Origin of the sequence: Pseudomonas nitroreducens (assembly GCF_010994165.1) — a bacterium.
Taxonomy (GTDB): domain Bacteria; phylum Pseudomonadota; class Gammaproteobacteria; order Pseudomonadales; family Pseudomonadaceae; genus Pseudomonas; species Pseudomonas nitroreducens.
In genome coordinates, this window is sequence record NZ_WMBX01000002.1 from 929,025 (window position 1) to 943,162 (window position 14,138).

General features: G+C 65.9%; 10 protein-coding genes. 2 read left to right on the plus strand and 8 right to left on the minus strand.

What is annotated here, in order from left to right; genetic code table 11:
- Positions 1-7 precede the first annotated feature (7 nt).
- The 8 genes from GJV37_RS12130 to GJV37_RS12165 form a co-directional block, all read right to left on the minus strand.
- Positions 8-1,348 carry an alginate export family protein gene (locus GJV37_RS12130; RefSeq protein ID WP_169887564.1) on the minus strand — a complete coding sequence of 447 codons (1,341 nt, stop codon included), beginning with the start codon at positions 1,346-1,348 and terminating at the stop codon, positions 8-10.
- A gap of 240 nt (positions 1,349-1,588) precedes the next feature.
- Positions 1,589-2,536 (minus strand): helix-turn-helix domain-containing protein, encoded by a 948-nt coding sequence (locus GJV37_RS12135; protein ID WP_193452555.1) that lies wholly within the window; start codon positions 2,534-2,536, stop codon positions 1,589-1,591.
- Between the two features lie 92 nt (positions 2,537-2,628).
- On the minus strand, positions 2,629-3,648 hold the full coding sequence (locus tag GJV37_RS12140) for a phosphotransferase enzyme family protein (RefSeq protein WP_084357839.1): 1,020 nt from the start codon (positions 3,646-3,648) through the stop codon (positions 2,629-2,631).
- Between the two features lie 11 nt (positions 3,649-3,659).
- Positions 3,660-4,934 (minus strand): aspartate aminotransferase family protein, encoded by a 1,275-nt coding sequence (locus GJV37_RS12145; RefSeq protein WP_084357841.1) that lies wholly within the window; start codon positions 4,932-4,934, stop codon positions 3,660-3,662.
- Positions 4,927-6,246, minus strand: a complete 1,320-nt coding sequence (locus GJV37_RS12150; RefSeq protein WP_024762527.1) for an amino acid permease — start codon at positions 6,244-6,246, stop codon at positions 4,927-4,929. Before GJV37_RS12150 ends, GJV37_RS12145 begins: the two co-directional genes overlap by 8 nt.
- A 357-nt stretch (positions 6,247-6,603) precedes the next feature.
- Positions 6,604-6,936, minus strand: a complete 333-nt coding sequence (locus GJV37_RS12155; protein WP_037013576.1) for a DUF1508 domain-containing protein — start codon at positions 6,934-6,936, stop codon at positions 6,604-6,606.
- A gap of 147 nt (positions 6,937-7,083) precedes the next feature.
- Positions 7,084-8,349 carry a carbohydrate porin gene (locus GJV37_RS12160; protein WP_193452556.1) on the minus strand — a complete coding sequence of 422 codons (1,266 nt, stop codon included), beginning with the start codon at positions 8,347-8,349 and terminating at the stop codon, positions 7,084-7,086.
- 92 nt (positions 8,350-8,441) lie between these two features.
- Positions 8,442-10,880 (minus strand): glucose/quinate/shikimate family membrane-bound PQQ-dependent dehydrogenase, encoded by a 2,439-nt coding sequence (locus GJV37_RS12165; RefSeq protein ID WP_193452557.1) that lies wholly within the window; start codon positions 10,878-10,880, stop codon positions 8,442-8,444.
- 339 nt (positions 10,881-11,219) lie between these two features.
- Here GJV37_RS12165 and GJV37_RS12170 point away from each other — a divergent pair, with 339 nt between their 5' ends.
- Together GJV37_RS12170 and GJV37_RS12175 are read left to right on the plus strand one after the other, a co-directional pair.
- Positions 11,220-13,217, plus strand: a complete 1,998-nt coding sequence (locus GJV37_RS12170; RefSeq protein WP_246228328.1) for a TonB-dependent receptor family protein — start codon at positions 11,220-11,222, stop codon at positions 13,215-13,217.
- 254 nt (positions 13,218-13,471) lie between these two features.
- A complete protein-coding gene (locus GJV37_RS12175; RefSeq protein WP_193452558.1) occupies positions 13,472-14,095 on the plus strand; it encodes a hypothetical protein in 624 nt (207 codons plus the stop codon).
- The last annotated feature ends 43 nt before the right edge of the window (positions 14,096-14,138 follow it).

The following is a 14,138-nucleotide window of genomic DNA, read 5'->3' on the forward strand; positions in this document are numbered from 1 at the left end:
CGTTGGATCAGAAGGTGGTGGAGAACAGCAGCTGGCTGTAGAGGTTGCTGTCGTCGTTGCCGATCTGCGTGCCGCCTTCGGCCGCGCTCTTCTTCGGCTGGTAGAGGCCCACCAGCGGGATGATCACCAGGTGTTCGTTGATCGCCCACTCGGCGTAGAGGTCCAGTTCGCGGCCGTCGGTGTTGCCCAGGTCGGTGTCGAGGGTGTGGAAGTCGAAGAACTGCGCGCCGATGGACAGGTTTTCCAGCGGGGTGACCTTGGCGCCGATGTTGTGCACGCGGGTGTTGTTGTTGAACGGGCCGGAATAGTTGCCTGCCACTTCGCCCTGGAACCAGGTGCCGAAGCCACGGCTGAAGCCGTAGAAGAGCGTGTCGTAGCCTTCCGAGAAGCGGCTGAAGCGGTAGCTGACGTAGGGCTTCCAGGCGATGTCGGAGAAGGTCCAGCCGGCTTCGAGGTACCAGGCGTTCGCGGTGTCGTCGCTGTACTGGGCATCGCGCTTGTCCTGCCAGGCGTATTCGCCGGAAAGGAACAGGTTCTCCACGCCGGCGTTACCGGTGCCGCGCAGGCTGTAGGTCTTCATGTCCTTACGGTCGAGTTGGATGGGCGAGGCGTAGCGTTCGTCGATGTCGGTGACATCGATGTAGGTCAAACCGAAAGTCGCTTCCGGGGCGACGTGTTCCAGGGTGGCGACGTATAGCTCGGAGTTGGCCTGGGCGCGGTTGTCGGATTTCAAACGCATCAGGTCGCCACGCCAGCCTTCCTTGCCGCCGATGCGCAACACGGCGGTCTCGTCGAAGTCACGGCGCGCTGCCAGGTAGTAGCCACCGCCACGGTTGTATTCGCCATCGGCCAGGCCCTTGCCCATGTTCAGGGCGTCGCCATCGATCAGGAAGCCATCGCCGACCACGATGTTCTGGCGGCCGAAGGACAGGTCGATGCCGTCCTCGCCCAGCATCGGGAACAGCCCGGCCGAGCGCCAGCCGGCGTAGGCGTCTTCGATCTTGGTGGTGCGCTCGGAGCCGTCGCTGAAGCCGGCGGCGTCGCCGTCGCCCCAGGTGCCGGAGCTGAGCAGGTTGAACGCGCCGTAGGCGGTGCCAGCGCCGCCGAGTTTCTGGTCACCGCTCAGGCCGTACTTGATGAAGCCTTCCTGCCAGGAGGACGAGCCCTCGTCCAGCGTGCCAGTCATGTTGTAGCGTTCCTGGCTGTGGAACAGCCCGAAGGTCGCCGAGAGATCGGCGTTCAGGTGCGTGTCGTCGGTGGCGTACAGCTGGTAGGCGCTGACGGAGCTGCTGGCGCCGGCGATGAGCAGGGCGAGCAGGGTGGGGCGCAGCACGGCGGCGTGGGTCATGGCGAAGGCATCCGTTTCGTTATTGTCGATTGGGGGATGAGACTTCTGCCGATGCTAAGTAAGGGCTGGCGTTGTGCCGTTGCGTGTGTCTGCCAAGTGATTGGGTGTGGTTGCCAGATCGGCTGGGAGTGTCTTTTGCAGGGCCGAGGGGACGCCCAGCCCTGGCTCGCGAACCCGATTGACTCGGGAGCTGCCGGTGAGTTCGTTCGCGAGCAAGCTCGTTCCTACAGATAAAGCCGATCAGCGTGTACGGGAGATTACGGAGGGTTGTTCGGCGTACAGGCGCTTATACAAGGCCGAAAAATGGCTGGAGCTGGCAAACCCCAGGTCCAGCGCCAGGTGCGTGATGCTTTGCTGCGGCTCCTGCTTGAGCCGTCGCCGCGCCTCGGCCAGGCGCAGGCTGAGGAAGAACTGCTGCGGCGTGCTCTGGCAGATCTGCCGGAAGCAGTACTGCAGGGTGCGCTGGCTGGTGTTCAGGTTCTGGCTCAGCTCCAGCAGCGACAAGGGTTGCGAGAGATCCGTCTGCATCCGTTCGATGGCGGCCAGCACCAGGCGGCGATGCTGCGGCAGGGAGCGCGGTGCGCCCTCGCGCGCCGTGTTCGGGAGGATTTCCTCCAGCGCCTGCAGGACATGACTGAGCACCAGCGCAACGGCATGGCCGGCCTGTTGTGGGTCGCCGGTGCGCCACGGCTCGTCTTCGAAGGAGGCGATGGCGTCGCACAGACTGGACCGCAGCGCGCCCGCGCCGATGGACGAGAGTTGCAGTCGGCCCTGGGGCAATGCGCGCTCGAACAGCTCGCGCTCCTCGGCGCCGAGCAGGCGTTCCAGCTGCGGTTGGCTGAAGGTCAGGCCGAGCATGTGGATCTCGCCGGCGGCGCAGATTTCCAGCTCGCGCCCGCCTTCGAGCACCAGCAGGGTGTCGTCGTGTAGCGCCTGGCCGTTGAAGCGGGAATCGCGACCGGCGCGCAGAGGAAGGCCGATCACCAGATGGTCGTCCGGCGGCGCCATGTTTTCGTGCAGGTGCAGATTGGAGTGTTCGTAGATCAGCGAGGCGTCGGGCAACTGCACGTGCAGCAGTTCCGCCTGCAAGCGGCCGTGGCCGAGCTGGGTGTAGTTCTGGCTCCAGCCCGCGAGGGCGCAGGCCAGTTCATCGGAGTCGGTTGCCTGGTGGCGGGCTATGCCGGTCATGACGGTTCACCTCGGTTGTGCGCCGAGTATCGGTCAGCGCTGGCGTGCAGGATTGTGCCTGCGCGCCAGGGGCTTGTGGCGCTCTGCCAGATTCAGCGGCTCGCCAGGTAGGCGCGGGCCAGGGTGCAGGCGCGTTCGATCAGCATCGGTGCCAGCTCCTTGGCCGTCTGGCTGTTGCGTCGGGTGTGCACCCAGCCCAGGTACGTCGTGCCGCGCAGGGCGAGGAACAGCGGCAGGGCGGCGCGGTCCGCGGCGGAGAGCGGCTTGACCGAGTGGTAGCCAGCCAGCAGCGCGGCTTCGATCTGCGCCAGGCGTGGGTCGTCCTGGCAGAAGTACAGCGCCGTGGCCAGTTCGAACATGTGCCAACCGAAGCCGGCGTCGTCGAAGTCGATCAGCTGCAACTCGCCCGCCTCCAGCAGCAGGTTCTCGGGCACCAGGTCGGCGTGGATCATGCCGAAGTTGCCCAGGCTGCGGCCGTAGCGGCGCAAATCCATGCGCGCCTCCTGGCGGGCGCGCTGGAGCAGCTCGCGCTCATCGTCAGCGAGCAGGTCCAGTTCCCAGAAGCGGCCCCAGAACGGATTGGCGCCGACCAATCCCTCTTCGTCCCAGGCGTGGCGGGTGAACTCGTTGGGCTGTCGCCACTGGGCCGAATTCAGGTGGATGCGCGCGGCCACGGCGCCAGCCTTGTGGAACAGCGCCTCGATGTCACCGTCGGCGCTCAGGCCCTGTTCCGCCGAACCCAATGTGCTGCCGGACAGCCAGCCAAGCATGTCGACATAGCGCGGCTCATCGAGCGCGGCGCTGCGCACTTCGGCCAGGTGCTCGCCGTCGCGGGTGCGGATGATGGTCGGCACGCCAATGCCGCCGGCGGCCAGTTGCTCCATCCAGGTCAGCTCGGAGCGCAGCGCCGCTTCGCTGTGGTAGCCGTCGCGGTGCACGCGCAGGGCGCTGCGCGTGCCGTCGCTGCGGGTGGCGCAGAACACGGCGTTCTCGCGGTACTTGAGCAGTTCCAGGCCGACGAAGTCGCCGTCCCAGTGGCGCAGGGCATCCAGCGCCAGGTCGCGCAGGCAGGCGATCTGCTGGTCGTGGTCGAGTGAAGAGAAGTCAGTCATGTCAGATTCCCTCAAAGCTCGCCCAGGACCTGGTCCAGGGTGTCGATGAACAGCTCGCCGTGTTCGGCCTGGAAGGGCAGCGGCGGGCGGATCTTGAGGATGTTGTCGGCGCCACCGATCTTGCTGATCAGCACGCCGCGCTGGCGCATGGCGTTGACGATACGTCGCGCTTCGAGCCCGGCCGGCTCGCGGCTGGTGCGGTCGCGTACCAGTTCCACGGCGAAGAACAGGCCCTTGCCGCGCACGTCGCCGATGATCGAATGGCGCTCGGCCAGGCGATGCAGTTCGGCGCTGAGCTTCGCGCCCTGGCGCAGGGCGTTGCCTTGCAGGTCTTCCTCGGCGATCACGTCGAGTACTGCCTGGCCGACTGCGGCGGCCACTGGCGAGCCGCCGAAGGTGTTGAAGTACAGGTTGGCGCGGCCGAAGGTCTCGACGCGCTCGCGCGAGGTCACCAGCCCGGCCAGGGGGAATCCGTTGCCCATGGGTTTGCCGAGGGTGACGATGTCCGGCACGAACGGGTGTGCCTGATGGCCCCACAGGTGCTCGCCGGTACGGGCGAAGCCCGATTGCACCTCGTCGGCGATCAGCAGGCCGCCTGCATCGCGCACCAGCTTGGCCACGCGCTCCAGGTAGCCGGCCGGCAGGCGCGGGATGCCTTCGTTGGCGAACAGGGTGTCGATCAGCATGGCGGCCAGACCGACGCCGGCGGCCTGCAGCTCGGCGATGGCTTCGGCGACCTTGGCCACGTAGCGATCGGCGACTTGCTCGGGCGTACCGTCTGCCTGATACAGGCAGGGAATCGGCACCGCCCGCGCATGGGCCGAGAACGGTTCGGAGCTGGGCAATGCCGTGGTTACCGCCGCCAGCGAGGTGGTGTTGCCGTGGTAGTTGTAGTCGCTGACGATCACGCCCTGGTTGCCGGTGACGAAGCGCGCCATGCGCAGGGCCAGCTCGTTGGCCTCGCTGCCGGTGCAGGTGAACATCAGGCTGTCCAGTGGCTCGGCGAAGGTCGCGGTGAGGTTCTCGGCGTAGCGCACCACACGCTCGTTGAGGTAGCGGGTATGAATGTTCAATGTCGCCGCCTGTTCGGCCATGGCCGCGACCACTTTCGGATGGCAATGGCCGACGCAGGGCACGTTGTTGTAGCAGTCCAGGTAACGCTTGCCGTTGGCGTCGATGAGCCAGACGCCTTCGCCTTTCACCAGCTCCAGCGGCTCGTCGTAGAACAGCGGCGAGGCATCGCCCATGACCTGGTGGCGGCGTTGCAGCAGGGTTGGTTCAGACATTCTCGACATTCTCCAGGGGCTTGCCGGCGCGGGTGGCAGCGCGCAGCAGGTAGTTGAGGATCAGTGCGGCGACCACCAGCGCCAGGGCGCTGAGCATGGCCACTTCCAGCTGGAAGCAGGCGGCGATGACCACGAAGGTCAGCAGCATGCCGACGCTGGCGATCACAGGGCCGCCGCGCAGGCGGAACGGGCGCGCCAGGCCGGGCTGGCTGCGGTGCAGGCGCAGGTACGCGGCGAACAGCACCAGGTGGCAACTGCCCAGCAGCAGGACGATGCACAGCAGGAGTTTTTCCGGCGGCACCAGGGTCAGCGGCAGGCCGATCACGGTCAGCACCAGCAGGGCGACGTAGGGCGCGCCTCGGCGGTTGGTGCGGGCCAGCGCTGCAGGGAAGAAACCGTCGCGGGACAGGGCGAACAACTGGCGGGAAGCCGAGAACACCACCGAGAAGAAGGTCGCCAGCAGCCCGCACACGGCGCCGGAGCCGACCAGCAGCGGCAGCCAGTCGCGCTCGCCGTACAGCCCGCCGTGGGTCATGGCGGCGTACAGCGGATCGCCGGCGTTGCCGACCACTTCCACGCCGGCTGCGCCCGGCGCGCTGATCACCACGGTCAGGGCCGTCAGCAGGAGGGTACCGACAGCGGCGATGATCCCGCGCGGCATGCTGCGGCCGGGGTCTGCAGCTTCCTCGGCAGCGGAGGCGACCTGCTCCAGGCAGATGAACATCCAGATGGCGAACGGTACGCAGGCGAACACGCCGGCGACGCTTATGCCCGGCAGTGCGCTGCCAGCCGTGGGCAGCAGGTTTTCCCAGTGCACGTGGGGCAGCATGGCGCCGCCGAAGGCCAGCAGGGCGATGGCGGCCACGGCGCCGGCCAGCAGGGTCAGGCCCAGGGCCTCGCCGACGCCGATGATGTGGATACCGATGATCACGGCGAACAGGCCGATGCGCACCGGCCAGCCGCCGAAGCCGAATACCGACTCCATGTAGGCGGCGAGGAAGTTGGCCGCCGCGCCCGTGCCGATGGTCAGCGCCAGCGCGCAGGCGGCGCCGACCAGGTAGCCGACGAAGGGGCCGAAGGCCAGCTGCGCGTAGGCGAACACGCCGCCGGCATGGGGCCGAGCAGTGGAGAGTTCGCACACGCACAGCGCCAGGCCGCCGCAGAGTACGGCCATCAGCAGGGTGGCGACGAGCATGTTGGCCCAGCCGCTACTGGCCAGGCCGTAGTTCCAGCCGGAGAACTGCCCGGCGATGACCAGTGAAATGCCGAGCCCGGCGATCTGGGGCCAGCGGAGTACGCCTTGTTTGAGCATGGTGGTTGTCCCTTGCCTGTAATTGATCGAGAGAGTGGACGGCAGTCAGCCACGAGCGCCTGGGCGCAGCGGGCAAGGGAGGGCATCGGCGTGCGCCGACGGGTGAATGCGTGGAGTCATGGGGCGGGCCCTTCTTGTTGTTTTGTGGGTTGCACGCTCCCGGCGTCGGATGCGCCGGGCAGGCAGAAGGTACGAAGGGGGCGGGGTGGGGCGATATCAGAATTCCGCAAAGACGCGGGCGTTGGCATTGCCGGTGCGTTAGGGGCCGATTCGGCATCGCGGGGGATGGCTGTTCGGAAAACCAATCACCCACAAAAAAGCCCCGCATTGCGCGGGGCTCTTTCATTCACTCGTCACTCAGGCGTGCGCACGCAGCTCCGAGCTGAGGCCGGCCTGGGCGATCGTTGCGATCGCCTGGTCACGTGCGGCCTCGGAGTCGTACAGCTTGCTGGTCAGCAGTTCTGCACCGGTGTTATCGCGGATCACGAAGAAATTCTTGCCGCCGGGGGACATCTGGCGCTTGTAGCGCTCGACGGCCGCACAGGAGCTGCGGAGGCTGTTGATGGCCTGCTCGGCTGCCTCCTGTGTCGGGTAGGCCGGAGTTTCCAGCAGAGTACCGTGGGCAGTGTTCTTGAGCAGAACGCGACGGTTGCCGCTGCTGAGTTCCTTGATTTCATACCAACCGGGCATGTGTAGCTCCCTATAACCGGTGTCAACGTCCCGCGGGTGTTCCCGCAGGGTGACAGGCCAGTTTAGGAGTACAGGCGTGCTATTTGTATAAGAAAAGTCCTATGAATCATGGGGTTACTGTATCAATTTGTCTCAGGATCGCGTTTCTCAGAAGCTGGCTTTCACCTGCAGGCCGAGCAGCAGGGCGTTGTCGATGTCCTGGCCGGAGAAGGCCCCCGGTTCGATGACGTACTGCAGGTCAGGGCGCAGGGTCAGCCAGGGCGTGGCCTGGTAGCCGTAGCTCAGCTCGATGAGCTGTTCGCCGCTGTCCAGGTTCGGGTAGTCCTGGCCATTGGCGAGGACGTTGTTCTCCTGCACTTCGCGGCTGCGCGGGTTGGGTACGGCGCGGCCGTAACCCAGCGCGAGACTGTCTTTCGGGCGGCCTTCGAAGGGCTTGTAGAGCACTACACCTGCGCCGTACCACTTGGTGAAGTGCGAGGCGGCGCTGCTGGCGGCCGAGGCCTGGCCGAACAGGTGCAGGCTGCGGCCCTCGGAGGCCGGATCGTTCCACACCGCCTGGTCCACCAGCAGATAGTGGCCGCTGCGCCCGGACTCTTCCTTGTTGCTACCGATGCGCTGCACGTCGGAGCTGTCGTAGTACCAGCCCAGTTTGTACTCGCCGGGCAATTCACCCTGAGGCTTGTAGATCAGTTCGATGGGCACCACGGTGCCGGTGGTGTGCTTGGGCGTGAGGTGCCAGGCGCGGCTGGAGTTGCCGTTGCTTTCCGGGTCGACGTTGAACGCGGCGATGCGCAGTTGCCAGTCCGGAGCGAAGCTGTACTTCACCCGTGCGCCCAGGTGCGCGTTGGGGTAGTTGGTCCAGCCGCTGCCGCCGGACATGTTCAGCGGGTGGCCGCAGAAGCCGGCGTTCATGAAGTTGCAGAGGATGCCGCTGTCCAGCCCGCCGACGTCATTGCCCATGGCCATGTAGCCGAGCTTGAGGTTCACCGCCTGGCCCAGGTCGCGCTCGTAGCTCAGCTCGGTCAGGCGGGTATAGAGGCCGCCGTAGTTTTCCTGGATCGGCAGGCGGTTGCCCACCAGGTCTTCCGAGGCGCTGTTGCCGCGGCGGTCGTTGATGGTCAGCTGGACCTTGCCGCCATTCTCCAGGCCGTAGAGTTTCGACAGGTCGAACTGCACGCCCAGCTTGATGTTCTGCGAATAGCGCGCGGAACGGTGCAGGCCGCCGTGGGCGTTGTAGGCGGTCTCGCCGCTGTAGTCGCCGGTGAACTTGACGCCATCTTCTTCCAACTGGTGGCGCAGGCCGCCCCAGTCGCCGGTCATCGTGGATCGTTCGAGCAGGCCTTCTGCTGCCAGCGCAGGCAGCGAGGCGACGCACAGCAGCAGGCCGGGCGTGAGGCGAAGGGAAGTGCGCATGGAATTTCCTGAGCTTGAAGCGAATAAAAAAGGCGCGGTGGGAGTGCCGCGCCGGAAGGAGGCGCCCGCACGAAGCGGGCGCGATGGGAGGGTTACTGGCTGGCTGTCGGAGTGTCGGGCAGCGCGTAGGCCATCACGTAGTCGCCACGGTCGGTGGACTGACGTGCACCGCCGGCGGTAACGACGATGAATTGCTTGCCGCTCTTCGGCGACACGTAGGTCATCGGGCCGCCCTGGCTGCCGACGGGCAGGCGGGCCTTCCAGATCTCCTCGCCGTTGCTGCTGTCGTAGGCGCGCAGGTAGAAGTCCTGGGTGCCGGCGATGAATACCAGGCCGCCCTGGGTGGACAGCGTGCCGCCGAGGGTCGGCAGGCCGATGGGAATCGGCAGGTGCATGCGGATGCCCAGCGGGCCGGTGTCTTCCACGGTGCCCACCGGTACCTGCCAGGCCACCTGGCGGGTCTTCAGGTCAATGGCGGTGAGGGTGCCGAACGGCGGCGCCTGGCACGGGATGCCGGCCACCGAGAGGAAGCGGTTCTTGTTCACCGCGTAGGGCGTGCCCTTGAGCGGCACGGCGCCCATGCCGGTGTTCAGTGCCTCGCCACCGCCGGCGGCCGCGCCCTTGTTGGCCGAAGGGATCATCTGGATCCACAGGCCCAGGCGCATATCGTTGACGAAGATGAAGCCGTGCACCGGGTCGGTGGACAGGCTGCCCCAGTTCATGCCGCCCAGGGAGCCGGGGAAGCTCAGCGACAGGTCGGTGCCCGGTGCGGTGTAGAGGCCGTCGTAGCGCATCTTCTTGAAGTCGATGCGGCACAGCAGCTGGTCATAGGGCGTGGCGCCCCACATGTCCGACTCGCTGAGGGTCTGCGCGCCGATCTGCGGCATGCCAACGGACTTCGGCTGGGTCGGCGAGTAGGGCTCGTCGGGGATGTTGCCCGGCTTGACCGGCACATCCTTGGCCTCGGTCAGCGGCTTGCCGGTGGCGCGGTCGAGTACGTAGATCTGCCCGGCCTTGGTGCCGATGACGACTGCCGGAACGGTCTTGCCGTCGGACACGGGGAAGTCGACGAGGCTCGGCTGCATCGGCAGGTCGAAGTCCCAGAGGTCGTTGTGCACGGTCTGGTAGACCCACTTCTGCGTGCCGGTCGTAGCGTCCAGAGCAAGGATCGAAGCGCCGTAGGTGTGGTCGAGTTTCGTCCGCTCCACGCCATAGATGTCGGTGGAGGAACTGCCCATGGGCAGGAAGACGGTGTTCATCGCCGGGTCGTAGGACATCGGCGCCCAGCTGTTGGGCGTGCTGCGTACGTAGCTCTTGCCGTCCGCCGGGGCCTGCTTGTCTTGCGGGTTGCCCGGGTCGAAGGCCCAGCGCATGGCGCCGGTGATGACATCGAAACCACGGATCACGCCGCCGGGCATGTCGGTCTGGACGTTGTCCGCGACACGGCCGCCGACCACCACCGTGGTGCCGGCCATCAGCGGAGCGGAGGAGAGCTGGTAGTAGGAATCGGGTACGTCGCCCAATCCTGCCTTCAGGTCGACCTGGCCGTTAGTGCCGAAGCCCTGGCAGAACTCGCCGGTGTCGGCGTCGACAGCTATCAGGCGCGCATCGATGGTGTTGGTCAGCAGGCGACGCTGGCAGTTGGCGCCGGCCGGAACGCTGGCGGCGATGACCGGCGTGCTGTTCGGCTGGGTCGGCTGTGCGATTTCCTTGGTGGCATCGAAATAGGCCATGCCACGGCAGCGTTGCCAGACCTTGGACTGGGCGTTGATCTCGTTCTTCCACAGCTCCTTGCCGGTGTCCGCGTCCAGCGCGATCAGGTTGTTGTGCGGGGTGCAGATGAACACCTTGTCGCCGACCTGCAGCGGGGTGAGCTGGTCTTCCGCGCCGTTGCCGTCGCTGATCGCCACGTCGCCGGTGTGGTAGGTCCAGGCCACCTGCAGCTTGTCGACGTTGCCGCGGTTGATCTGGTCCAGCGCGGCGAAGCGGCTGCCACCCTCGGTGTTGCCGTAGTGCGCCCAATCCTTCTGCGCATGGGCCGGGTCCACCGGCGTCAGGCCGGGGCCCTTGCCGGTGGGCGCGACGCTGGGATGGGCGACGAACATGTTGCCGGCGGCGATGGCCACCAGTACCGCCAGCACAGCCGCGATGCCATAGGCACCACGACCAGCGTTGCGGCCTGCCGAGCGGGCCAGCAGCGGATAGACCAGCGCGACCACCACGCCGATGGCGCTGAACATGAACAGCCGCGAGAACAGCGGCCAGAATGTCAGGCCGGTATCGGCCACGGCCCAGACCCCGGTAGCGACCAGGAAAACGGCGAACAGCCAGGCGCCTGCCGGCTTGCGAAGGGCGATCAGCAGGCCGGAAATCGCCATCGCCAGGCCGCCGATGAGGAAATACCAGGAGCCGCCGAGGCTGACCAGGCGGACGCCGCCGGTAGCCAGGGCGAGGCCGAGGAGGGCGATGATCACGCCCAGGCCGAGGAGGATGAAAGTGCTCGCGCGGGATGCGCGCTCTACTCGTTTCATACAGAAGGTTCTCGCTGTGGAATTCGCCAATTATACGCTTAGCATGCTAATTAACTAGATAGTACAATCGTCGAAGATTAAAATCCTGACGAATGAAATAGCCTCTTGTCCGCCCCCTGCCCACAAGACGCCAATCCACAACAAACCTGTGCAGCGGCTGCCGCGACTGGCAGCATTGCTGCTCGGTCCTACAGAAGAATCCTAGTCACCGTGCCTGCCAACCGCTCTGTCGTGCCCACCCAACTCAAACTGCTGCCGTTGCTGATCTGCGGTGCTGTCCACGGCCAACTGGCCCGCGCCGAAGCCGCGGAGGTGAAGAGTGAAGTGCAGCTTGCGCCCATGGTGGTGACGGGCGCCTATGCGCCGGTATCGAGCTTCGACCTGCCGTTCTCCATCGACACCGTGCAGCAGCCGCAACTCAGCGATGGCCAGCTCGGCGTCAATGCCTCCGAAGTGCTGCAGCGGGTCCCCGGCCTGGTGGTGCAGAACCGCCAGAACTACGCGCAGGACCTGCAGATTTCCTCCCGCGGCTATGGCGCGCGCTCAGCCTTCGGCATTCGCGGGCTGAAGCTGCTCAGCGATGGCATTCCCGCCAGCACGCCGGACGGCCAGGGCCAGGCGGCGACACTGAACCTGGATGTCGCCGACCGCATCGAAGTACTCCGTGGTCCGGCCTCGACGCTCTACGGCAGCAACAGCGGCGGGGTGATCCAGATGTTCTCCCGCGACGGCTATGGCCCGCCGAAGGTCGGTGCGGAGACCACCTTCGGCAGCGACGGCTTCAACAAGAACCACCTCTATGCCGAAGGCGGCACCGACCAGGCCGGCTTCCTGCTCGACGCCTCGAGCATGGACACCGACGGCTACCGCGACCATAGCGCCGCGCGCCGCGACCAGACCTTCGCCAAGCTCAACTTCAAGCCCGACGAAGACAGCCGCCTGGCGCTGATCTACAGCAGCCTGGAGCAGAACGGCACGCAGGACCCGCTGGGCCAGACCTGGGACGCATACCGGCACGACCCGCGCTCGGTGGCAGCGGCGGCCGAGACCTACAACACGCGCAAGAGCATCGACCACCAGCAGCTGGGCATGAACTACGAGCGCTACTTCGGCGACGCGACCCTGCAGTTCAACCTCTATGCCGGCCAGCGCAGCGTGGTGCAGTACCTGTCGATCCCCAGGGGCGTGGCTTCCAATGCCCAGCGCGGTGGCGGGGTAGTGGACTTCGATCGCGAATTCCACGGCGGCACCCTGCGCTGGATCCAGCCGGTGCACGGAGTGCCGGGTGAGCTGACCGTCACCACCGGGGTGGACTACGACCGCAGCGAAGACGACCGCAAGGGTTTCCAGAATTTCAGCGGCGACCAGTTGGGTGTGAAGGGCGAGATGCGCCGCAACGAAAACGACATCGCCACCAGCCTCGACCCCTACGTGCAGGCACGCTGGGAACTGGGCAACTGGACTTTCGACGCCGGCCTGCGCCACAGCAGCATGAAGATGGAAGTGGACGACCATTACCTGAGCAACGGCGATTCCAGTGGCTCGAAGACGTACCAGCAGAACAACCCGTCGCTCTCGGTGATGTATGCCTTTACCCCGAACCTGCATGGCTATGTCAGTGCCGGCAAGGGCTTCGAGACGCCGACCCAGGCAGAAATGGCCTACGCGCCAGGGCTGGCGGAAAGCTTCAACTTCGGCCTCGACCCCGCCACCAGCACCCAGTACGAAGTCGGCCTCAAGGCGAAGGTCGCCGGCAATACGCGGGTCAACGCGGCGATATTCGAAATCCGTACCGACGACGAGATCGTCGTTGCCAGCTCCACCGACGGCCGCACCAGCTACCAGAACGCCGGCAAGACCCTGCGCCGGGGCTTCGAGCTGGGCGTGCAGAGCGACCTCTCCGAACACTGGCAGGCCAATCTCGCCTATACGCGCCTGGATGCCACCTACGACGAGGACTTCGTCGAGAGCGGCAGCGTGATCGAAAAGGGCAACCACCTGCCCGGCGTGCCCGGCAGCAGCCTGTTCGGCGAGCTGGTTTGGAAGCCCCGGGACGGTATCAGCATGGGCTTCGAAGGCCAGTACCGCAGCAAGGTCTACGTCGAAGACAGCAACCAGGACAAGCCGGCGCCCAGCTATGCGGTGTTCAACTGGCGCACCCGCTTCGAGCAGCATGTCGGGCCCTGGACCTTCCACCAGCTGGTACGGTTGGACAACCTGCTGGATCGCCAGTACGTCGGTTCGGTGATCGTCGGCGACAGCAATGGTCGTTACTACGAGGCGGCGCCGGGGCGGTCGTGGTACGCGGGGGCGGGGCTGGAGTATCGCTTCGACTGAGCGTCCTGACCGAGGTTTTGCGTAGGGCGGATAACCTGTTCCAGGTTATGCACCCTACGGTCCTGTGGGGTGCGGATCGCGAGCAAGCTCGCTCCTACGAAATGCGCTGCGGAGCTGATCGGTAGGACCGAGGGGAGGCCTGCTCCTTGCCCGCGAACCCGTTATCGGCAACGCCGGTCATCGCCCGCGGGGCACCATAACCGTTCCGAATCCTCTATCCTCGCGAGTTTTGAACCGAGCGGGACTTGTGTGTGATGGGTAGATGGGCAATCGGGGCATTGTTGATGTGCGTGGCGGGCTGGGCGTCGGCGGCTGACCCGCTGTTCGGCAAGTACAACTACGGCGCGGCGCAGAAGGGTTTCGGCAAGCAGCAGGGCTTCGTCGAATGCCTGCAGCCCATGGGCGTCACCGCGCGCTGCAAGGACGGCGTCGACTATGCCGGCACGCGCTATCGCCTGGCGCTGACCTTCGACAAGCAGAAGCTGGTCGAGGCGGTGTTGTACACCGAATACAACGACGCCGCGTACCGGCGCGTGCTGCAGGAGGTGGCCAAGCGCTTCATGCTGGTGGCCATTGCCGACGACAAGAACGTGGTCGACGTCCTGGCACATACCCTGAACCCGAACCGCACCGAGGCCGACGCCAAGGCCATCGGCGACTTCGAGACCCACGCGTTGCGCAGCGGCATGATCAGCTACCGCCTCTACGAACAGCTCGACAAGTACATCAAGCCGGGTCTGGACGCCCGCCAGGTATTGGCGACGGTGCCGGCGAGCATTCGCGTGGTCGAGGTCACGGTGAAGCATGGCAAGTCGGAGAACTGGCTGATCGTGAAGTTCGCCAAGCCGGGCCTCGCGCCGAAAAAGACCCGCAACTGAGCGTAGGAGCGGACGGAGTCCGCTTCTACGGCTTCATATCTTC